At 38.9% G+C, this 22167-nt stretch carries 20 protein-coding genes; 4 read left to right on the top strand and 16 right to left on the bottom strand.

Features of this window, described 5'->3' with window-relative positions:
* Window positions 1-3: 3 nt before the first annotated feature.
* From ACQKIC_RS15115 to ACQKIC_RS15040, 16 genes are all read right to left on the bottom strand, one after another.
* Window positions 4-1416 carry an FAD-dependent oxidoreductase gene (locus ACQKIC_RS15115; RefSeq protein ID WP_427591807.1) on the bottom strand — a complete coding sequence of 471 codons (1413 nt, stop codon included), beginning with the start codon at window positions 1414-1416 and terminating at the stop codon, window positions 4-6.
* 17 nt (window positions 1417-1433) lie between these two features.
* A complete protein-coding gene (locus ACQKIC_RS15110; RefSeq protein ID WP_427591806.1) occupies window positions 1434-2303 on the bottom strand; it encodes an isocitrate lyase/PEP mutase family protein in 870 nt (289 codons plus the stop codon).
* A 12-nt stretch (window positions 2304-2315) separates the two neighbouring features.
* Window positions 2316-3098 (bottom strand): FAD synthetase family protein, encoded by a 783-nt coding sequence (locus ACQKIC_RS15105; RefSeq protein ID WP_427591904.1) that lies wholly within the window; start codon window positions 3096-3098, stop codon window positions 2316-2318.
* Window positions 3099-3121: 23 nt separating this feature from the next.
* Window positions 3122-4072, bottom strand: a complete 951-nt coding sequence (locus tag ACQKIC_RS15100) for a VOC family protein (protein WP_427591805.1) — start codon at window positions 4070-4072, stop codon at window positions 3122-3124.
* Between the two features lie 115 nt (window positions 4073-4187).
* The gene (locus ACQKIC_RS15095; RefSeq protein ID WP_427591804.1) at window positions 4188-5153 is read right to left on the bottom strand and encodes an SMP-30/gluconolactonase/LRE family protein; all 966 of its coding nucleotides are present in this window, start codon (window positions 5151-5153) and stop codon (window positions 4188-4190) included.
* Between the two features lie 166 nt (window positions 5154-5319).
* Complete coding sequence (gene dmpG / locus ACQKIC_RS15090) at window positions 5320-6321, bottom strand: 4-hydroxy-2-oxovalerate aldolase (RefSeq protein ID WP_402989747.1); 1002 nt, start codon at window positions 6319-6321, stop codon at window positions 5320-5322.
* Entirely contained in the window at window positions 6318-7205 is an 888-nt protein-coding gene (locus ACQKIC_RS15085; protein ID WP_427591803.1) for an acetaldehyde dehydrogenase (acetylating), read from the bottom strand. Before ACQKIC_RS15085 ends, dmpG begins: the two co-directional genes overlap by 4 nt.
* A gap of 9 nt (window positions 7206-7214) precedes the next feature.
* Window positions 7215-7985, bottom strand: a complete 771-nt coding sequence (locus tag ACQKIC_RS15080; RefSeq protein WP_427591802.1) for a 2-keto-4-pentenoate hydratase — start codon at window positions 7983-7985, stop codon at window positions 7215-7217.
* Between the two features lie 9 nt (window positions 7986-7994).
* Window positions 7995-8462 carry a flavin reductase family protein gene (locus tag ACQKIC_RS15075; RefSeq protein WP_427591801.1) on the bottom strand — a complete coding sequence of 156 codons (468 nt, stop codon included), beginning with the start codon at window positions 8460-8462 and terminating at the stop codon, window positions 7995-7997.
* Between the two features lie 15 nt (window positions 8463-8477).
* Complete coding sequence (locus tag ACQKIC_RS15070) at window positions 8478-9431, bottom strand: VOC family protein (protein ID WP_402872389.1); 954 nt, start codon at window positions 9429-9431, stop codon at window positions 8478-8480.
* A 21-nt stretch (window positions 9432-9452) separates the two neighbouring features.
* Entirely contained in the window at window positions 9453-10661 is a 1209-nt protein-coding gene (locus tag ACQKIC_RS15065) for an acyl-CoA dehydrogenase family protein (RefSeq protein ID WP_427591800.1), read from the bottom strand.
* A 22-nt stretch (window positions 10662-10683) separates the two neighbouring features.
* On the bottom strand, window positions 10684-11541 hold the full coding sequence (locus tag ACQKIC_RS15060; protein ID WP_427591799.1) for an alpha/beta fold hydrolase: 858 nt from the start codon (window positions 11539-11541) through the stop codon (window positions 10684-10686).
* A gap of 11 nt (window positions 11542-11552) precedes the next feature.
* Entirely contained in the window at window positions 11553-13049 is a 1497-nt protein-coding gene (tcuA, locus tag ACQKIC_RS15055; RefSeq protein WP_427591798.1) for an FAD-dependent tricarballylate dehydrogenase TcuA, read from the bottom strand.
* A 49-nt stretch (window positions 13050-13098) separates the two neighbouring features.
* Entirely contained in the window at window positions 13099-13950 is an 852-nt protein-coding gene (locus tag ACQKIC_RS15050) for an alpha/beta fold hydrolase (protein ID WP_402873160.1), read from the bottom strand.
* Between the two features lie 20 nt (window positions 13951-13970).
* A complete protein-coding gene (locus ACQKIC_RS15045; RefSeq protein ID WP_427591797.1) occupies window positions 13971-14921 on the bottom strand; it encodes a VOC family protein in 951 nt (316 codons plus the stop codon).
* A gap of 88 nt (window positions 14922-15009) precedes the next feature.
* Complete coding sequence (locus ACQKIC_RS15040) at window positions 15010-16209, bottom strand: acyl-CoA dehydrogenase family protein (RefSeq protein WP_402989772.1); 1200 nt, start codon at window positions 16207-16209, stop codon at window positions 15010-15012.
* A 321-nt stretch (window positions 16210-16530) separates the two neighbouring features.
* On the opposite strand from ACQKIC_RS15040, the gene ACQKIC_RS15035 reads away from it, so the two are divergent.
* The 4 genes from ACQKIC_RS15035 (at window position 16531) to ACQKIC_RS15020 (ending at window position 21903) form a co-directional block, all read left to right on the top strand.
* Window positions 16531-18357, top strand: a complete 1827-nt coding sequence (locus ACQKIC_RS15035; RefSeq protein ID WP_427668674.1) for a helix-turn-helix domain-containing protein — start codon at window positions 16531-16533, stop codon at window positions 18355-18357.
* 285 nt (window positions 18358-18642) lie between these two features.
* Window positions 18643-19860: an MFS transporter gene (locus ACQKIC_RS15030; protein WP_427591795.1), complete on the top strand. Its 1218-nt coding sequence runs from the start codon at window positions 18643-18645 to the stop codon at window positions 19858-19860.
* A 146-nt stretch (window positions 19861-20006) separates the two neighbouring features.
* Window positions 20007-20969 (top strand): fumarylacetoacetate hydrolase family protein, encoded by a 963-nt coding sequence (locus ACQKIC_RS15025; RefSeq protein WP_427591794.1) that lies wholly within the window; start codon window positions 20007-20009, stop codon window positions 20967-20969.
* Window positions 20970-20982: 13 nt separating this feature from the next.
* Complete coding sequence (locus ACQKIC_RS15020; RefSeq protein ID WP_427591793.1) at window positions 20983-21903, top strand: VOC family protein; 921 nt, start codon at window positions 20983-20985, stop codon at window positions 21901-21903.
* Window positions 21904-22167: the final 264 nt, after the last annotated feature.

Below are 22167 nucleotides of genomic sequence, written 5' to 3'. Positions count from 1 at the left end.
TCATTAAATCGTTTGATAGCTATCTATATACGACACGGCATGTTTACCCGCACGACGTCCGAATACTAAGCAGCGCAATACGGATGTACCGCCTGGATATTTTCCATAATATACGCCTGATGTTTCACCAACAGCATATAAACCAGGAATCGGTACTGCATCTCCTGTTAACACGCGACCTTCGACATCTGTTGCAAGCCCACCGTTTGTAAATACATTGCAACAATGTATGGGATAAGCAATAAAAGGCCCCTCATTAATAGGAATCGACCAATTTGATTTATTTAAAGCTAATGTCGTCGTCGCTAAACCATCTACTTTGTCATAGGTGAATTCCCCAGTTGGACAATCAGCGTTAAAATTAGCTACCGTTTGCACAAGGTTTTCACGATTCACATTGATTTTGTCGGCTAACTCTTCGATGGTATTCGCAACAATTGGTGGCCTATCGGTTTGTAAGGCCTCTTCATAATTTGGAATCGTATACATCTTTTGATCTGTAATCATATAGGCAACATGATTTTCGCATTGATAAAAGATTTTGCGAGCTACTTCTTCATACTGCTCATCAATTGTTGATACACCCTCATCGGTAAAGCGTTCACCATTTTGATTCACCAGAATTGCGTATGGAAATAACATAACAGCCGCTTCCTCACGCTTACTCCTAGGGTCTACCGGCTCTGCATGAAATGAATCGAATTGTCCGTTTCCTGTTGCACCAATACGCATCGCCATTCGAATAGCTTCTCCTTTATTAAACAAGCCACCTTCTGAAACCGGGGGGATTTTGTGTGCATCTCTCCCCACATATTGAGCCATCATTTCTTTATTGCCTTGAAATCCACCTGCCGCTAAAATTACGGCATTTGTTTTTAAGTAGATGCTACTGCCATCAGATACACGTACATGTAGTCCATTTACAGCTCCTGTATCATCAAGGGTTAAGTCCCAAGCTGTAGCCTCATATATAATTTCGACACCTAAAGCACGAGCGCGTAAACTTAACGTATCAATAATTGCTTTACCTCCCCCCACTGGTAATAAGCGTGGCCGGGAAGCGGTTAAAAACATAGTAGGTAAGAAATCAAATTCAACCCCCTTGGATTCCACCCATCGTAACGTTGGCCCAGCCTCTTTTTCCAATGTTTCAGCATATTGAATATCAATTAAATTATCTGAAAAATCACGCATGTCGCCCACCAAATTAGGTGCCGGTGTATCAATGTTTTCCATTCGCATATACGCAGCAGTCCAACGGGTATTCCCACCCCGTTTTTCAAACGGTGCACGTTCTAATATTGCAATAGAGAGTGATTGGTTTTGAGCTTTTGCCTCTTCCGCTGCGGCTAAAGCAGCTGCTGTTCCAGCTGCTCCACAACCAACAATAACAAGATCATAATTTACTTCATCCATGTGCATTCACCACTTTCTCACTTTTCAGAATATTTTTCTTCCATTTTATTAATCTCATGTAATTTAAATAATTCTTGACGTTCCTCCCATGAGCAAATATATGGTGCTATATTTTTCTGTGACTGTTCTTGCTTTAAAACGTTCACTGCATCTTTTACTCCTTTAATGGCACCACGTAAAACCGTATTGGCACAAAGCATAACGCGATAACCCATTTCTTGTACTTCCGTTTGAGAAAATAGAGGGGTCTTTCCCCCTTCTACCAAATTCAAAATAAGTGGAATGCCTGTGACTAATTTTGGAATTTCTACAATCTGTTCATATTCTTGTGGAGCTTCGATAAAAATGGCATGAGCACCAGCCTCTTTGTACGCATTAGCACGCTTGATTGCTTCATCAAAACCTAACACAGACAGTGCATCCGTCCGTGCAATGATTGCCAATCTTTCATCTTGACGCGCATCAAGAGCTGCATGTATTTTCCCTATCATTTCTTCTTGAGAAATCACTTCTTTACCATTAAAATGGCCACATTTCTTTGGCATGACTTGATCTTCAATTTGAATGGCAGCGGCCCCTGCCTTTTCAAATATTTTTATAGTTCGTTGCATATTAATAGAATTTCCAAATCCAGTATCTGCATCTACCACTAATGGAACCTTAGTGATATCGGACATCCATGAAACAACTTGTGCAATCTCTGTTAACGTCGTTAATCCCACATCCGCCCAGCCAAGTTGCGCATTGGCAATGCCTGCTCCTGTCACATAAATCGCTTCAAAACCTGCTTCTTCTAATATCCGAGCTGTCATACCGTCATATGCGCCTGGTAATAACAGTGTCTCTTGCTGCTGTAATAATTGATAAAATTTTTCTGTCTTAAGCATGTACTTCATCCTTTAACTAGTTACTTGTAAGTCATGTGCTACACTCTGATGAAAAATAATTGTAGATTCCTCAAAATGAAAGTTTTGATTGAATTGTATTCTTTGATCAAACACATGCACAACTTGGGAAATAACCCGCTTTCCAATCAACATGGAAACATAATAACTACCCTCATCAGGGAGAGTATAATGCTCTTTCAAACCCTCATGGAAATGGTACTGGACTTGATAAGGTCTTCCGAGTAGTGCAGTCATCGTTTCCACTTTTCCTTTTCGTAAAAGTTCTCGTAAATAAGTGGAACTTACCTTAGTACCATACATTTCATACTTTTCTACGGCATCCACGGATAGAAGTTGTTCACTGTGCTCTGCAATCGTTTTAATCGTTCCAGCACCCTTCGCTCCATACGTATAATCAAAACCTGCTACCACGTGTTTCACTTGTAAGTTGATTAAATATTCTTGCACAAATGTTTTCGGTGTTTGAGATGCAAATGTCTTTGTAAATTCCACAATGTAGAAAATATCTACACCCAGTGTCTTTAATTGTTGTACTTTTTGCTCCATTGGCATTAAATAATCAATTTCTTGATTTGAAAACACGGTTTTGGGATGTGGAAAAAAACTCATGACCGCTAAAGGAAGTCCTCTTAGCTTTGCTGATTTTTTAGCCTTTGTTATGACATGTTGGTGCCCCTTATGAACTCCGTCAAAAAACCCTAATGCCATTACGCTTGAACAACTATTAGATTGAACAAATGATAGATTTTGTTCATTTACAAGAATCACTTTCATCACTCTTGCCTACCTTCCATACATTAGCGAACTTCAATAGTAAGATTGTTCAGTTCCTTATCCTGCACAGTGTCACCCCAATACGTATTGCAGGAAGACCGTTCCTCTAATGTCCACTCAATCGGCTCCCAGTCCGGTTCGAAAATTTGATAACCACCTGAAAACAATTCCACACGACACCCACTTCCTGGGTCTATAACATATAGATAAATAGCTTGTGTTGCACCGTGCTTTCCTGGTCCGATAAATTGCAGTCCATTCTCTTTTAAAATATCCGCTGCTCGTAAGATATCTTGTGAATCATCCAACCAATATGAAATATGATGCAAACGAGCCGGAGTTGGTAATTTATCTTTCTTTAGTAAAGCAACATCATGAACCAAGGATGTTACACTTAACCAAGCTGCTAAAATACCATCATCACCGCGCATATATTCACGCATGTTAAAGCCCAAAACATCCATTAAAAACTCGTATGAAGCGTTTACATCTGTAGACGTATGAATATTCACATGATCGAAGCGTCGAGGAGAAATACCCTTTCGCCATGATTGAAATACCTGATTTTTTAATACCGATGCATTTCCATTTGTTGCTTTCGGCTTCTCAACATCATAATACAGCTCAAATGTATGGCCACTCGGCATCTTAAACCGGATTGAATCTCCTATTCCAACTGTTGTCCCTTTTGGATATTCTTCAAAGGCCACTTCGTGTTTTTCCAATATTCCCTTGAAGCTTTCAACGCAATTTGCTGTTTTAGTACGCCAGCCAATATGTTTCACATAGCCTTCCTCTCCAGCTTCCAGGCTTAATGTGTGATGTTGAAAATCGCTATATGCACGCAAATAATGAACACCATTTACCTCCTCAGTTTCTTCCAAGCCGATCACTTCTTTGAAAAAGAATAGTGATTTATTTAAATCGCTCGTAACTAATGCAACATGTCCTAACTTCGCAATTTCTGGTTTCAATGCTCCTCTTCCTTCCTGTATGAAAACTCGATTAGCTTTGGTTCCATCTTACAAACTTTTTTTATTGAAAACTACGAATCATTTTTCTGAAATTCAATCAGTTTTCCATAAAGAACTACCTAATTTTCGCTTTATCCTCATTGGTCATAAACTGATAGTTTGCCACTCCTCGTTGTTCAATCGGAATAGCCAGTAAATATCCCGCAAGAGGTTCCCGCTTAACCTTGTCCTCTGGTAATGGTTCATATGCAGTCGTGACAAACAAGGTATCTAGGTTTTCACCACCAATTGTGCAAGAGGTCACGTGTGATAATGGCAGTTCAATTTCTTGAATGACTTCCATCTTTTTAGGACAGATACATACAATTCGCGTCGGTGTCTTTAAGCGAGCAGCTATGGTACCACCTTTATATAAAGCTACCCATAGGTTTCCATCTGCATCGATTGCCATACCGTCAGGGAAACCTTCATCCATTTCAAAAGAGTAGATGATTTTTTTAAATTGAATTTCACCATTTTCTTTTAGCTGATATTGGAAAATCAGATGCTTAGAAGAGTCAATATGATAAAAATTATGGGTCTTGCGATTCCAATCCAATCCATTCGAAAATGTTATATTTTCCAGTTTCACAGAAATATTCCCACCAGCATCAACACTAAATAACTTGGAGTTTTCAAAAGGGTAATGTGACAATGCTGTATAAGGAGATTCTTTGAAGCGTTTAAAAAAACCGTCCGACAATCCTACCCAAATCTGTCCATCCGGTCCGCACTTGCCATCATTCAAATAATGAATATCATTGAGTCCATCTGGTAAGACAAAAGGGACTTTACTACCTTTTTTAAAATTCAAATAATACAAACCATCTTTATATATGCCAATAAACTGTCCATCCGCTGATGGCACAATAGATTTGATCCAACCTAGTGCATCATATACACTTTCTTGTTCCGTTTCCGGGTTGTACGTAATGATTTTCTTCGCCGTAATATCCAGCCAAATTAAACCATATCCTTCATGCCAAATCGGGCCATCTCCAAATTTCGCACGGTAGTTTCCACATTTTTTTATATTAATCACCCACTATTTCTATATCGTTCCACCCTGTCTTCCCTTCTGACATATTAACTCGTTTTCACAAAGGTGAACTTGCATGGAAAACGGATAAAGTTCATAAAATCATTAGTGAATTGTAAAAAAAGAAAGAGTATTTATCTCTTCCTTTTCTTACGATATGAGAGGGTATTTACTTTGCGTGTTGCAATTGCTGTGCTACTTCATAAATCAAGTCTTCCTGACCCCCAACTGCCTTGCGCTTTCCTAGTTCTACTAAAATATCACGTTCATCGACCTGGAATTGTCTTGCAGCTTTTTCAGTGTGAAGTAGAAAACTCGAATATACTCCCGCATAGCCCATCATAAGGCTTGAACCCGATATTTCTTGTGGTCTCGGCAAGATTGGCGCTACAGTATTATTTGCCGTATCAATAATTTTGTATAAATCAATACCAGTTTGAATATGGAGACGATTTAAAACAGCAATCAATGCTTCTGTTTGAGTATTGCCACTACCAGCCCCAAGCGCACGTAGTGAACCATCAATATATGTAGCTCCTGCCTCAATAGCTGCTAGTGAATTCGCCATCGCTAAAGACATGTTATTATGTGCATGGAAGCCGATTTCACAGTGCACATGCTGCTTTAAGGCTTGGATGCGTTCCGTCACTTGATTCGGTAACAGATGCCCTGCCGAATCGGTCACGTAAATGATGTCCGCACCGTATTGCTCGAACAATTTCGCCTGTTCTACAATGACATCGACTTGTGCCATATGCGCCATCATTAGAAAACCTGCTGTTTTTAAACCTAATTCCTTACTCATGGCAATATGTTGTGCAGCTATATTCGCTTCCGTTACATGCGTTGCAATACGGGCCATTTTTGCCCCGACTTTAACCGCCTCTTTGATATCTTCCTTAATACCGATTCCTGGGATTAAAAGTACGGCTACTTCTGCCTGCTGACATTCATCGACAGCCGCTTCAATGAGTTTCAGTTCATCTACCAAGGAAAAACCGTATTGTAAACTGGAACCGCCAAGCCCATCTCCATGAGCGACCTCAAAATACTCCACTCCTGCCTGATCCAAACCTCTTGCAATATCTCTTACTTGCTGCTCGGTAAAAGCATGTTTCATTGAATGACTGCCATCCCGTAATGATACATCCAGCACATGAACATCCCTCATGAAACCGCTCCTCCCTGAGCCAACATACTCTTCGCCATTTCATTAGCCACACGCGCGGCCGCTGCGGTCATAATATCTAAATTCCCTGAGAAGGCTGGAAAGAAATCGCCTGCACCTTCAACCTCTAAGAATACAGAAATCTTATGATCTTCAAAAACAGGTTCTCCGCGTAAACGATAGCCTGGCACGTATTCCTGTACTTCTTGTACCATAGCTCGAATAGAGCTAATGATTGCTTCTTCCTTTCCCTTTTCTGAAACAAGGGCATGCACCGTATCTCGCATAATGATTGGTGGCTCAGCAGGATTAAGAATGATAATGGCCTTACCCTTTTTAGCACCGCCTACGACTTCGATTGCACAAGAAGTCGTACGTGTAAATTCATCGATGTTGGCGCGTGTGCCAGGGCCTGCACTTTTGCTCGCAACCGTGGCAACTATTTCGGCATAATCTACAGCTACTACACGATTGATAGCATGTACGATGGGAATTGTAGCTTGTCCACCACATGTCACCATGTTGACATTATCTTTATCAAAGTGCTCCGTTAAATTAACGGGTGGAACTGTGAAAGGTCCGATTGCTGCCGGTGTTAAATCAATCATCTTTTTACCCGCGGACTTGATTACCTCGTAATTTTCAGCATGTGCGTAGGCGCTTGTTGCGTCAAAAACGATATCAACAAGATCCAGCTGATTTTTCAACCCTTCTATCCCATTTTCAATCGTATGATAACCTCGATCTCTAGCTCGTTTTAAGCCTTCTGAATTCTTATCGATACCGATCATGACCGACATTTCTAATGCATCGCAACGTTCAATTTTATACATTAAATCGGTTCCAATATTCCCGGAACCGATAATTCCCACTTTTAGTTTTTCCATATTGTCACCTCAGTCTGAAAAAGTTACCTTCATATGGCCGTATGGGCCATAATCTATTTCAAATACATCTCCCGATTCAAACGGTACAGCCGCAGTGATTGCACCGGAAAGAATAAATTGTCCTGCTTTTAATGTAATATCATAGGCTGCTAACATGTTCACAAGCCATGCCACGGCCTTTGCTGGGTTCTCCATGACAGCATTGCTAATTCCTTCATCAAAAACCGAACCATTTTTCATCGCTATAATCTTAATGTTTGCTAATTCAGCCATTGTTGGTTGGGAATGGACATCGCCTAGTATGGCACCGGCCGATGAACCATTATCAGCAACCGTATCCTCAAAACGGAATTTCCAATCTCTAATTCGGCTATCGATTATTTCAATTGCCGGTACCACCGCTTCGGTTGCCTTTAAAACATGTTCCGCCGTAATGTTCGGGCCTTGTAAATCCTCCCTTAATATGAAAGCGATTTCAAATTCTACCTTTGGACTGATAAAATTTGAAACGGATACTACACTATTATTCTCGAAAACCATATTGTTCAAAATATGTCCAAAATCCGGTGAATCAACACCAAACATGTCCTGCATGACCTTACTTGTCAAACCAATCTTCATGCCTACTAAATTAGCATTTTCTAATTTCTTTTGGATCTGCAGCAGTTGAATATGATATGCATCATCTACCGAGATTTTAGTTGTGGATGTAAAAGGTTCAATAGGTATCTTGTTTTTTTCAGCATCTAGTAATGCTTGGCTTGCTGATTGAATGTTCATACCTTCCCCCTATACGACAGTTTGCAGTGAGTAATATTTTCCTGAGTAGAATAATAATGGTTCTTTTTCTTCCAGGAGAATATCCTGCACTTTACCGATAAATAATGTATGATCCCCTTCGACATATGAAGAAACTACTTCGCAACTAATTTGAGCTAAAGCACCTGGTAGCACCGGAACCCCAGCCAATGTATCAAATTCAATATCTATTTCACCCTTCTTCTGTCCAGCAAATATCATCGAATATTCTTGCTGATCTTCGGCTAATATATTGACTCCAAATTGGCCACTTTCTCGAATTTTGTTAAGACAAAGAGCATTTTCACCAATTGAAATAACAACTAATTTGGGATTAAGGGATACGGACATGAAAGCATTTGCCGTCATCCCGTGCACCTTGCCATCATGCTTTGTTGTGAGCACGGTCACGCCCGTCGAAAATTTCCCCATTGTATCTCGAAATAAACGATCGTCCATACAGATTCCCCTCCTTTATGCTTTAATGGTTGGATTATTTTCTGTATTCGCATCCATTTGATCTCCCCAATATGTGAAACCGATATCCATTTCATCAACCGTCCAACGAATTGGTTCCCAGTCTGGTTCAAAAATTAAATAGCCGTTTGTAAAAATCTCCAATCTTACACCACTACCCGGATCAATCGCATATATATACATGGCTTGTGAGATACCATGCTTTCCAGGTCCTTTAAAGAAGATTCCATTTTCTTTTAAAATATCTGCCGCTCTCAATAAATCTTGTGCATTATCTAACCAGTAAGCGATATGATGGACTTCATGTGTTGACGGTGAGTTTGGATCGAAGCTAAAGGCAATGTCATGGACCAGTGGAGTGACACTCATCCAAGCGCCTACATACGTACCATCTGGTGCCTCTACATATTCACGGAGATTAAAACCTAGGTGTTCTTGCATGAAGTCTACCAATTCATTCGCAGGCAATGAACTTAATAGATTTACATGGTCAATTCTGCGCGGAGACACACCTTTGTTCCAAGATTTATGTGTTTGATTTTTTAGCACAGAACGTGTTTCTGGAGAAGCTAATGTTTTTTCCATATCGTAATAGATTTCAAAAGTATGACCGCTTGGTAGTTTGAAACGGAATGCCTTTCCTTGTCCTTTTTCGGTTCCTTCTTCTACCCATTTGATGGCTATGCCGCTATTTTCGAGTTGTTCAGCAAATAAATCGACATCTTCACGACGCTTTGTACGCCAGGCAATGTGATCTAAGTAAGCTTCCTCTCCAGCACGTATCGACAATGTATGGTGCTCGAAGTCACCCCATGCACGAAGATAATGGACGCCATTCACTACATCAGTTTCCTCTAATCCAACCACTTCTTTAAAGAACCAAAGTGATTTTTCTAAATCCGTACTCACTAACCCAAAATGACCCAATTTTGAAATTTCTGCTTTACTCATACCATTTCCCCCTTATCTAATTTATGCAAAGTATGTGTTTGCCTCTAAATCACACATAACCCGGCCATATGTCTCCAATAAACTTGACGGTGTAATGAAACCATGTAAATGCATGGTGATGAAATCACGATAAAATGTTTGGAATACATTGTTGTTATAAGCGAATATGGATCCTGATCCAGCTAACATCAAATCAAATGCTTCCTTACATAATTGATTAGCATAGCCAAACTGCGCTTTTATCCGGATACTTTCTTTCTGTGTAAAAACTTGCCCTTTTGTCGAATGGCCATCTAAATTCCCAATGGCATTTTCCAGTAACATTCGTGCACATTCCAGTTTCATATCAATTTCAGAAATTTGCAGATGCGTCACTGCCGCTTCATCCATTTTGTTGTAGAAGGTATTACCGATTCCCGCTTTTGCCACGCGCTCCATATGCAAATCAAAGCCACCAAGCGCGATTCCCAAAGCCGGAGCCACGATGGACAACGTTAACGATGGTACAAACGGTGTGCGATAAAGCGGATTATCCTTAAGTTCATCGATAACATAATGTCCTTGCTGCGCAAGACGATCCAATGACGTACGATGTTCCGGAATGAACACATCCTTCACAATAACACTGTTACTACCAGATCCCCGAAGACCCACAACGTCCCAGTCATCTAAAACCGTGACATCTTCTTTTGGAATAACCAGGATTGCCATCTCAACGCCGCCATTGCCATCATCAATTGGTGCACCAAAGTAAAACCAATCCGCGTATGGTGAACCGGAGACAAATGGCCATTTAGCATCTTTAATCATGTAGCCGCCATCTACTTTTTCAATATCAATGTGAATGGGTTTGAAATTCCCAGCTAAGACAACATCCCTATCTTGATTAGGTCCAAAAATATCCATCAGTGCTTTTCGACCAAACGCATACGAAATCATGTAATCCCGAATATTACTAAGCGAAACAAACCATCCAGCTGAAGCATTGCCACGACTAATTTCTGTTACAACATCAAAGTACGTGCGCATGTCCGTTTCATACCCCTTGAACATTTTCGGACGCAGAATTTTCAAAAGTCCTTTATCACGTATAGAATCAACGATCTTCGTAGATAATGTACTCGTTTGATCTATTTCTAGAGTAACATCCCGTAATTCCTTTCGTAGTGATCGTGCGTTTTCAATAAGCATCTCACTGACGTTTTCTATATTCACTATGGCTTCACTCATCGTAATTCCTCCTTTCAATCATTTAGATTTTCACTTGAACTTTATCTTTGGTAAAGAAATGCTTCGTCTCATGCAAAAATTCTTCTCGTTGTTCAATCATTACCCAGTGTCCACATTTTTTGAAGACGCGCAATTCCACATTTGGCAAATGGTCAAGTGCATATAGACTACTTTGTAATGGTACGAAACGATCGTAGTAACCATGAATCAATAAAAACTCATTCTCCATCCGTTCAAGTGCAGTTTGTGGAATTAGCATTTCTGTCAACGAAGACTTGGTGAAGTTCTCTCGATATGAACGAAGAATTTCCGGACGCTGGAACATTGCAAAACGCTCATCTACTACCTGATCCACAAAATCCTTCATGCGATTCAAATCATGAACAAACCAGCTTAATAAGTTCCTTAAATTTTCTTTTGTCGGGTCTAGATGGAAACCGGAAAGTTTCATCAGTTCTGGAGTAGGCTCTTTTAAAAGGACCCCCGCTCCCATTAATACGATTTTCCCAAAGCGTTCCGGTGCCTGCATGTTCAAATACATAGATACTACGCCGCCAAGAGAATTCCCTATTAAATTGGCTTTTTTAACTTGCAATGCATCCATCAAATCTAAAATTTGCTGAACTCGCATCGACATCCATTGCACACCATTTTCCGGATAAATTTCAGGATGATCCGTATCGCCGAAGCCGATTAAGTCTGGTGCAATAACATGGAAATCTTGTGCATATTCTTCTAAGACAAATTGCCAGTTGGCTTTTGCATTAGCTCCTGGGCCTGACCCATGAATGAAAATAACCGTTTCTTCATGTTCCTTACCACCCTCATGAAAATACGTTTCAAATTCACCCGTTTTAACTTTATTTTGTTTGATCGTCATATCTATACCTCCTAATTATTTTTAATTTCATGCCTTTTTAAGCTTTGAATATATTGCCCGGCATGTTCTCCAGCCATTTTTCCAAATACAGCCCCGGAAGTTAAGCCGGCACCACCAGGATAGTTATCATAATACAACCCACCTACGATTTCACCAGCTGCGTATAACCCTGCAATGGGAGTGAAGTCGTTGTGTATCACTTGTGCCTGTTTATTGATTTTCAAACCTCCGTATGTGAACGTGATTCCGCAAGCTACTTCATAGGCCTCAAATGGTCCTTCATCTAATTTGTTGGCCCAATTCGATTTTGGTACAGCCAATCCTACGGCACTCTTGCCATCTAGTACATTGGGATTGAAAGCTACACTTTCAGAAACGGATTCGTTGAAAGTTTCCACTTCTTTTAAAAATCCATTTTTATTGATGCCATCCAGTTTGTCAGCTAATTCTTCTAATGTATTGGCCGTCACTTTGGTAATATGGCGACCATTGTATTCCTCTCGGATAAAAGGTTTAACCTTTGCATCAAAGATTTGCCATGCAACTTGTCCCGGTTGCTTTAAAATTTCTCTACCGACTTTCGCATAAATATAGTTACGGAAATTTTCCCCTTCATCAAAGAAACGCCGGCCTTGTTGATTAACCATAATGCCAAAAGGGAAACTTAACTTTTGAAAACCTTCCTTATAATCTTGAAGATATCGATCTCCACATACTGCATGTGCCCCTGACCAATTGCCAGTCGTACGCGCCCCAAGTGACATTGCCATCCGTAGACCATCACCAACATTATATTTACAACCTCTTGTATGAACCGTATCCCATCCGGGTCCTAAATACTGTGTCCTCATCGCCACATTGGCATGAAATCCACCAGATGCTAAGATGACAGCTTTACAGGAAATTATCCGTTCTTGGTCACCGTTGCGCACTATAACTCCTTCAATTGTGCGGTTTGCGGTTACGAGGTCGATTGCTGCTGTATCATAGTGAATTTTCACACCCAGTCGTAATGCTTCTCGGTGGAGAGCATCGACCAATCCTTTACCTCCACCAACGGCCTCAATGACCATTCCTCCCCAAAAATTAAACTTATTTTCCATTTTATAAGCCTGCCGACCGTAGATTGGAATCCAGTTAACATGATGTTCAGTGAGCCAACGAACGGTATCATAACTCATTTTTGTCATGATCGAAGCCAAATCATAATCCGTTCGATAGTTCGACATCACGGCAAGGTCATCAAAAAATTGCTCTTTCGTATAAGTACCAAAGTCAATTGTATTAAACTCCTCATCCGTCATGTCCGGTAATAGAGTGCGGACTTGTTCACCATTTTCATAGGCGAATCGAATGGAGCCATGTGTATAGGCTGTGTTACCGCCTTTTTCTTCCGCGGATGATATTTCTAAAATCGTGACAGTCACGCCTTCTTCAGCTGCTGCGATGGCAGCACATAATGCAGCATTTCCCGCTCCAATGACCACGATATCCGTTATTTCCGACATTCTTTTCACTCCTATAATCTACCTATTTTATAAGCCTTTTAATAAGAGGTTATAAATGCCTATTAAAGAATTCTTGTATAAGATGATTGAATTGTTCTTTCTTTTCGATTTGCGTCCAGTGTCCACATTGACTGAAAACATGTAATTGCGCATCATCAAGATAGTCCATTAAATAATAGCTAGATTCAATCGAACACACTTTGTCATCTCTACCATGAACAAGAAGAATGGGATTTTTAATGCGACCTAGCGCCACTGTTGGAATCGGTACAGCTGCCGTTGAAAAAATGGAATTGTTAGAACGACGTACCTCTTCACGCATCGCATTTTCAAACCGATCATCTGTCAAGCCATCTATAACTGGCTGCATCTTTTCTTTATCGTATACAAACCACCCCATGATTTGCTGTAATCTTTTTTTGGAAGGGCTATCGTAAAATGACTTAGCACGGGCTAATTCTAGGCTTAATTTGGTATTAGGTGTACCACCGGGTCCCATTAAAACAATGCGGTCAAATCGCTCAGGGTATTCTAACAATAGCTCTAGCGCAATAGAACAACCAAGTGAATTCCCGACTAGATGAACTTTTTCTAATTCATAGTAATCGAGAATTTCCATCACTTGTTCGATCCAGCAGTCCATCCAAGCTTGACGATTCTTCAATGGCTCTGCTGGATGGTCGCTTTTGGCAAACCCATATAAATCTGGTGCCAAGCAGTGGAATGTATCGGCACAATCGGCTAAAGCATAGCTCCAATTCGCAATGGATGTTACGCCTGGACCAGAACCGTGTAAAAAAAGGATCGTTTCATCATTTTTTTTGCCCGTTTCATTCATCCAAGTCGTATATTCCCCTGTATTAATGTGCTTCGAAGTAATTAATTTCTCTTCCCTTGTCATTTTCACACTTCATTCCTCCTTTAAGCTTCTATCGTTGGTACTATAAGTGCATTTCCCGTAATACTGTCACCCCAATACGTGTTACCAAATGCCCTTTCCTCAGGTCGCCAAACAACCGTTTCCCAGTCTGGTTCGAAGATCAGGTAGCCTCCCGTGAATAGCTCCACCCGACATCCACTTCCAGGGTCAATGACATATAAATAAATAGCTTGTGAAACACTGTGTTTTCCAGGACCAATGAATTGAAGTCCATTTTCTTTCAATATATCTGCCGCTCTCATCAAATCTCCTGAACTATCTAACCAATAAGAGATATGATGGAAGCGGGCTTTCGTTTCCAATGAATCATGTGCTACAAGTGCAACGTCATGTACTAGAGGTGTCACGCTCATCCATCCAGCTAACAGCTTACCTTCTACTGTTTCAATGCACTCATTGATACGGAAGCCCAATTCTTCTACAAAGAAATCGAAAGCGCTATTTCCTGGGGCACATGTATGGATATTCACGTGATCAAGTCGACGAGGAGAAGCTCCCTTTGCCCAAGACTTATATGTTTGATTTTTCAAGACAGATCGCCGATGATCGTCCACTTCTCCTTTTTCAACATCGTAATATAGCTCTAGCCTGTGACCTGATGGGGCAACAAATTGAAAGGCCTCTCCAATTCCTGGTGTCGTTCCCGCTGCTACATGCTCTATGCTATAACCTTTTGTTTCTAGTTGTTCTTTGAATAAGTACAAATCTTCTGAACTTTTTGTGCGTAAGGCGATGTATGTCACTTTTCCCATCTCACCTGGTGAAATAGATAGAGTATGATGTTCAAAATCGCCCCAAGCTCTAAAATAATACGTATCTTGTACTTTTTCTGTTAACTCTAGTCCAATAACATCTTGGAAAAAGGTAACCGACTTTTCGATGTCTGAAGACTCTAAAGCTACATAACCTAACTTTGCAATTTGTGGTTTCACACCTAAACCCTCCTTACGGTTTTCATGTTAGAAAAATGAAAACCATTCACTACCCTATATCGTCTCCTCTATTTTTCAAAAGATAAATTTAATAGCGGACTTGATTTGGTTCTAATCCTGATAAGTGACGACCAAAATTCTCAAGAGTGATTACTGGCGACAATGAACGATGTGAATGCAAAGTAATGAAATCGCGAATTAAACGTTGCATCGGATTGCCATCATATACAAACCCTGATCCACCGATGGATAAAAGTTCTTGCATCGCTTCGTTCAATAGACGATTACTATAACCGATATCGGCAAGTATCTTTAGACGTTCTGATTTTGGCATGATTGTTAGCTTATTCGCCCATTCATCAATGCTCTTTGCTATATTCATTAAATAGATTTCGGCAGTTTCTACCTTTAATGTTGCTTCGGCAAGGATGCTATGAGTACTTGCTGCATCCTTAATCATTTTGACGCCCATATGTTGCGCGGTTCGATAAGGTAAACTTTGATGGAACAAACGTAGCATTTCTTGCATCACACCTAATCCCGGTAATGCTAAAGATAATATGAGACAAGGGAATAATGCCGAACTATATAGTGGATTATCTCGCAGATGCTCCGATTGGAAATGTCCATCCAATACATTGACAAAAGACGTACACCGATGTTCCGGTATGAATACATTCTTCATGTGAACCGCGTTACTGCCCGTACCACGTAATCCAAGAGTGAACCAATCATCTTCCACTTCTAACTCTTCGAATGGCAATGTCATCAAAAGTTGCTCTTGAATATTTCCGAGATCATCTTTTAAATACATGCCGAAGTAACCCCAAGTAGCATGCAGTGAGCCCGAACAGAACATCCAATGCCCTTCTTCCACTATGTAACCGCCTTCAACTTTCTTAACAGTACATGAACGGGGCTCATACACTCCTGCAAACAACACGTCATCCGGATCCCCACTGAAAATTTCCAGATGTGTTTTTTCGCTGAAGGATTCAGCAACCATCATTTCACGAATCGCACATAAAGAAGCAACCCAACCTGTAGAAGCGCATGCTTTTGATATTTCTAAAATAACTTGGCTATAAGTTTGGATATTTACTTCTAACCCACCATACCTGGCTGGACGCAGCATCTTGAAAATGCCATGATCTTTTAATTGTTGGATTGTAGAGTTTGGAATGCGACGGAGAGTTTCAGTTTCCTTTACTCGATCGCGAATATCGTTAGCTATTTGCTTAGCATTATGAATCGTTTCTAATTCTTTTTCATTCAAGGTGATTGTCATATATCCAACTCCTTTGCTTAATTAATATTTAATATATCAAACTGCTAGCTATTAAACTTTAGTGAAATGTCTTGAATTTTCATGATGAATTCTAATAAAAACTGCTTAATTTTATTTAATTGCATTTCTCCTATGAAAGTTATTAACCCAATCACATGGGAAATCAACCTATTTAACGGTATTGGAAAACCGAAAAAACCAGTTTCATACTAAATGGGTTATAATTCCTACAAAGTTTACATTTTCCATTTATTTCTGTTAGAATGTTTTTTGTAAGCGCTTTATTTTTGTAGATCCGTAAACTTATGGGGGGATTCTATGATGGCAAATTCAGGATATGTCGATAAAGAATTATTTTCAACATCAGGTACATTTGGTCTACTACGCAAAGAGTTGATTGAATATCTCGGCTTGGAATATGCTAAAGTCTTTTTAAGACGTTATGGCTGGAATATCGGTGTCGTTCATGCAAAAGAAGTCGAACAGAGACCACTTAGTTTACGTGAAAAATTAGATTGTGCCTCTGGTTATCATTTGAATTCTGGCCAGATTACTGATGTTATATCTGATAGAATTTTAGAACTTAATCCTGACGATACGGTTAAATATATGTATGCAAAGGGAATCTGGATCAATTCTTATGAAATATATGAACATACGAATCATTTTGGCAAAAGTGATTCATGTATTTGTCATACCCTAGCAGGGTATGCAAGTGGTTATACTTCCTATTTAACCAAGAGAGAAATTTATATTGTTGAAATTACTTGTAGAGCTAAAGGTGATGATGACTGCGCTTTTGAAATGAGAATGATAGAACATTGGGATGAAAAAACGAAGGAAGAATTACAAAAAACACATCAAGCACCAATGATTGATGTGTTGAATCAAACCTATGAACAACTTTTTCTCGAAAAAAAACAAACCGAAAAAGTTTCCTCTTTCCATAACGATTTAACAATTGGTATTTCTCAAGGAATGACAATTGAACAAATATTAGAAACAATATATGAAAATTTAAATGTTCCTGTCATTATTCAGGATTTAAATTTTAATACACTGCATTCGATTGGAATGACAGAACCAGAATTAGAAGCTGTAGCTACTGATTTTGCTAATCAAATGCCGCAGACTAAATCAGGGAAGATTTTAATGAAACACATTGAACCTTTACATTCAATTCAAATTGATTGCACAGAACACATTCGCTTAATCAGTCCAATAACGGTTCAAAAACAAATCATTGGCTATATTTCTTTTCTTTACTCATGTGAAGAAGGACCGCGAAAGGATGAAATGAACTTTTTACAACGATCAGCTACTGGGATAGCCTTATGTTATTTAAATGAAAAATCAAGCTTAGAAGCTATAGAAAATATGAAGGCTTATTTTTTTGAGCAACTATTACAGAAGCAATATATATCGAAAAGTAACATGATATCTCGCAGTTATTTGTTGCAAATCGATTTAAACGAAGACTTCTATATTGGAAATTTACGCATTACAAAAAAAGGAATCATCATTAAGGATTCCACCTTGATGAATAAAATTATTCAATCTTTTACAACCTATTTGGAAATGCACCAAGTTCAAATTTTCATTACGGAGTTTCAACAAGAAATCACTTTTTTGTTTCCAAAGAAAGAAAAGACACATGAACTTCTAACAAATATTTTAAAACATTTACATCGAACATTTAAAAGTTATGAATTTCGTGTTGGTTTAAGTCGTTCCCTTCATACCATCGAAGATATACCTGAAGCCAATCAACAGGCAATGACATCATTAAATATCGATAAGAAATCCAACCTTATTTACTATGAAAATACGAGTATTATGGGATCCATCATTAATCCCGTCAATATGAATACAATTATCCAACTTGCGGAAAAAGAACTCTCACCCATTCTTGCATTAAAGGCACATAAAAAGGATGAATTTTTAAAGACGCTCTATGCATTTTTAAACAACAACGGCAACTTACAACAGACCATGCTTGATTTAAACTTATCAATGAGTGGGCTGGTCTATCGAATACAAAAAATTGAAGAAATGCTCAATAAAGATTTAAGAAGTTCTACTCATTCATTTGAACTTATGCTACTTTTGAAATCCCTAATTATCTTAGGAAAAATTGAAATGGATTGACCTAAAACAAATATATTTTATTGAATTCACCATCAAATCAAATTATTTCCGATATTAAAAGTTATAGTTTTATATAAAAAAGGCTCTCTTACTTTTTGATTATTCTGAATAAATAAGTGATTTTTTCGTAAAATGGCTCTACTTTTGATTAAAAACCATCGATATTGTATGTGAGATTCTATGCTATCATCTTGAGTAACTATTAAGAAGGGAGTCACACTCAGTATCTAAGCCATTGCACGGCATTTATTTAAAATTGAATAAAAAATTTGGGGGTCTTTATTTATGGCAAAGACAAAAAACGTTACTTTTTTAAAGTTTTTAATCGTTCTAATCGCATTCCAGGATGTTGCCGCAGGTGTAGCAGGTTCCATTATGGCCGATCTTATCGTGGCCTTTCCTGAATTCCCCCCTTCCGTCGTGATGCTCATTGCTACAATCCCTGGTTTTTTTCAGATTTTCCCTTCCTTGTTCTATGGGAAATTAGCGAATACGTTTTCAAAAAGGACCCTTCTTTTTACCGGACTCCTCCTGTTCATTATTGGGGGAATTATGCCATTCTTCATAGATAATCTATTTATAATAATTGCATTCCGCGGTTTATTGGGTCTTGGTGTCGGCATTACACTACCATTATCCATTGATATCATATCAAGCTTCTTTAATGGTCGTGAAAGAGATACTTTAATTGGTCTCGGCACATCAACTGTTGCTTGTATTGGTGCAGTATTCTTTCAAGTGGCTGGTGGTATGCTTGCTGATGCCTACAGCTGGCAATTCGGATTCTTAGTCTATCTTTTTCCTATTTGGATTTTGGCGATTACATTCTTATATTTACCAGAGCCCAACAGGCTACAAGTGGAGAATGCCTCTCTTAAAGAAATTCTATTTTCAGCTTCTAAAACCGTTTATGGCTTTACACTAGGACAAGTTTTTTATACAGCCTTGGTATTCGGCTATGTGACGAACATTTCGATCATTATTCAAGCAGAAAAACTAGGTAGCGCAACAGAAGCGGGCCTAGCTATTTCATTATTCACTCTAGGTACATTATTAGTTGGCTTCTTCTTCGGACGACTTCGCCAACTTTGGCCAAACTTCAATATTCCTTTCGGCATTATATTGACTGCAGCTGGAATCCTGTGGTGTTTCTATGCTAAAGACTTAACATTCATATTCATGGCCAGTTTAGTTGGGGGGATGGGCTTAGGAATCGTGATTCCTGGAGTATTATCACGTATTTCGGATCTTTCAAATATAGCCAAGGGCATATCTTTCGTTGGATTTGCAGCTGCCGCACAAGGACTTGGCGCTATCATTAGCCCTTTCATGTATCAACTAACTTTACATTCATTTGGACAAGTAGGTGGTCGTTTTACACTATTTCTTGCTGCCATTGGTTTATTGGCACTAGCCATTATTTGGTTGGTGATAACATCACTCTCTAAAAAAGGATCCGTCCAAACAGAATACGAGCCTTCTAATTCAACAGACGTCATCTAATAAGAATAACCTTTAAGTATTTATATCTTCCTAGAACAGATTCATTATTTTTATTTAACTCATTCAAGATTTCAATAAGTATTACTCTAGTTCCCTATAAAGCTAACCATTACAATAAGTTTAATAACTTTAAGGAGGATATTACTATGGGCATTAAATTATTACGTTTTGAATATGAATCTCAAATACATTGGGGTGTTTTAGAAGAAGCCATTCGGATTATTGAGCATGAGGCGCAATCATTAAACCAATTATTAGATAACGGGTATGAAGCCATTCAACATGCAAAAACAAATGGAAAAATCGTTACTAATGAAGAAATCACTTTACTTTCACCAGTCACTGAAGATGCTAATATCTTTTGTCAAGGAACCAACTACAGCGTACACCGCGAAGAAGCAGGTTTTACAAAACAAAAGCCTCCGTACAATTTATTGTTCACAAAAGCGTCTAGCACATTAACATCCGCAACGGCTGATATACTCTGTCCTGCACATGTGAAATTATTGGACTATGAGATTGAGCTTGGTCTGATCATAAATAAAGACATCACAGAACAAACCACGATTACCGGGGATAATCTGAAAGACTACATTGCTGGCCTTGTTATCGCCAATGATATGTCTGCACGAGACGTGCAAATTGTAGAACAACAATGGTTCAAAGGAAAAAGCTATCGAGGTTTTTGTCCAGTAGGGCCTTACATTTATTTATTAGAAGAAGATGAGATTCAATACCTAGATCAACTTGTTCTTCACTTAGAAGTAAACGGGGAAACGCGCCAACATGTAATAACGGATCAATTACTTTTCAAACCAACAGAAACATTAAGTGAAATGTCCGAAATCTTCAATTTGAAAACAGGAGACCTTGTGCTTACAGGAACGCCTGGTGGCGTATGCTTACGTCTAAATGCAAATATCATCCAATATATTTCTGATAATACAATTCCTCATGAAGATAAAATCTCTTATTTTATCGATACGCAAAAAGACAATGGATACTTGCAAGATGGCGATGTTTTACGTCTTTCCATCAAAAGCACAGACAATGTCATTGACTTAGGCATGCAAGAAAATAAAATTTCACATTCCATACCTGTAAAATAAAAGGAGTGATTTCATGATTCCAGTTTTCCGGCTAGGCTATGTAACGTTCTTCTCGAAAAATGTCAAAGCGATGGTCGATTATTATACAAACGTACTAGGATGCAAAGTCGTTGAACAGGTGGAAAATGGGACGGTTTATATTAGCAATGGTTTCGAACATCATCATATTGTCATACATCCTAGCCAACACAGCTTCATGGAAGGGATAGGTTGGCAGGTCAATGCACAGATGGGGTTAAAAGATGCGCAGTATCTTTTAAGAGAAGAAGGTATTTTTAGCGAACTTATACATGATAAACAACCTGGAGTAGTTGAACAACTCGAGTTTAAAGATCCAGATGGTAATAAGATTTTTCTCTATCATGAAATGGAATATAGTTCACCGGGTTATAGTGAAGTCGGAATTATCCCGAATAAATTAGGCCACCTATCCATTAGCGTCAAAAATGCTCCTCAGAACGTTGACTTTTATCATCGGATCCTTGGATTTCATAAGACAGATCAAATCTTAGATGTAGCAAGCTTTCTAACTTGTAATGAAGATCATCATACCTTGAATATCATTCAAGGGAAAAAGTCTTATATGCATCATATTGCTTTTCAATTACGAAACCCCGGGCATCAATATGCTAGCTCCGATATTCTTATGCGACATAACATGCCTACTATTTGGGGACCTAGTCGTCATACGGCTGGACATAATATTGCCTCATATCATTTCGATCCTGATAAACATGTAATTGAATTGTATACAGATATGGATAAATATATTCAAGAACTAGACATTATGGAGCCACGTCCTTGGCATAAAGAGAGACCTTTGCGTCCAAAGAAATGGGAGTCCTTCGAGCATTGGGAAACTCAATTTAGTGATATTTTGCCATCAGTAGAAGAATCGAAAATGGATCGACCAAAACAGATCTTACCGCTTTGAAACTAGGGTGAAACGATCAAAATGAAAACGGTTTCCTTTTTACCTCAGTTACACTCACTATAATATAGAAACAAGGAACTAATAGAAAAGCAAAATGGATATTTTACTTTCCTTTTCTTATAGCGCTAGTTCATGTGCTAATTGATTTCAGTCTTAATTTTAAGAATGTAAGGGGCTGTCCCAAAAGTCAGGAAAATGACTTTTAGGGCAACCCTTTTTTTATGAAATTTATGCACAAAAAAATCGCCCTTTTTAGTAAAATGA

The organism is Peribacillus sp. NPDC046944 (assembly GCF_050272735.1).
Taxonomy (GTDB): Bacteria; Bacillota; Bacilli; order Bacillales; family DSM-1321; genus Peribacillus.
Note: the sequence above shows the minus strand (reverse complement) of the source record. Positions and strands in the feature narration are given on the sequence as shown.

Coding starts and splice junctions, on each gene's coding strand:
- ACQKIC_RS15070 (WP_402872389.1), bottom strand. CDS start 9,431: ATGAGTAAAGCAGAAATTTCAAAATTGGGTCATTTTGGGTTAGTGAGT.
- ACQKIC_RS15050 (WP_402873160.1), bottom strand. CDS start 13,950: ATGACAAGGGAAGAGAAATTAATTACTTCGAAGCACATTAATACAGGG.
- ACQKIC_RS15065 (WP_427591800.1), bottom strand. CDS start 10,661: ATGAGTGAAGCCATAGTGAATATAGAAAACGTCAGTGAGATGCTTATT.
- ACQKIC_RS15020 (WP_427591793.1), top strand. CDS start 20,983: ATGATTCCAGTTTTCCGGCTAGGCTATGTAACGTTCTTCTCGAAAAAT.
- dmpG (WP_402989747.1), bottom strand. CDS start 6,321: ATGAGGGATGTTCATGTGCTGGATGTATCATTACGGGATGGCAGTCAT.
- ACQKIC_RS15060 (WP_427591799.1), bottom strand. CDS start 11,541: ATGACGATCAAACAAAATAAAGTTAAAACGGGTGAATTTGAAACGTAT.
- ACQKIC_RS15080 (WP_427591802.1), bottom strand. CDS start 7,985: ATGAACATTCAATCAGCAAGCCAAGCATTACTAGATGCTGAAAAAAAC.
- ACQKIC_RS15040 (WP_402989772.1), bottom strand. CDS start 16,209: ATGACAATCACCTTGAATGAAAAAGAATTAGAAACGATTCATAATGCT.
- ACQKIC_RS15110 (WP_427591806.1), bottom strand. CDS start 2,303: ATGCTTAAGACAGAAAAATTTTATCAATTATTACAGCAGCAAGAGACA.
- ACQKIC_RS15035 (WP_427668674.1), top strand. CDS start 16,531: ATGGCAAATTCAGGATATGTCGATAAAGAATTATTTTCAACATCAGGT.
- ACQKIC_RS15030 (WP_427591795.1), top strand. CDS start 18,643: ATGGCAAAGACAAAAAACGTTACTTTTTTAAAGTTTTTAATCGTTCTA.
- ACQKIC_RS15115 (WP_427591807.1), bottom strand. CDS start 1,416: ATGGATGAAGTAAATTATGATCTTGTTATTGTTGGTTGTGGAGCAGCT.
- tcuA (WP_427591798.1), bottom strand. CDS start 13,049: ATGTCGGAAATAACGGATATCGTGGTCATTGGAGCGGGAAATGCTGCA.
- ACQKIC_RS15085 (WP_427591803.1), bottom strand. CDS start 7,205: ATGGAAAAACTAAAAGTGGGAATTATCGGTTCCGGGAATATTGGAACC.
- ACQKIC_RS15075 (WP_427591801.1), bottom strand. CDS start 8,462: ATGGACGATCGTTTATTTCGAGATACAATGGGGAAATTTTCGACGGGC.
- ACQKIC_RS15105 (WP_427591904.1), bottom strand. CDS start 3,098: ATGAAAGTGATTCTTGTAAATGAACAAAATCTATCATTTGTTCAATCT.
- ACQKIC_RS15025 (WP_427591794.1), top strand. CDS start 20,007: ATGGGCATTAAATTATTACGTTTTGAATATGAATCTCAAATACATTGG.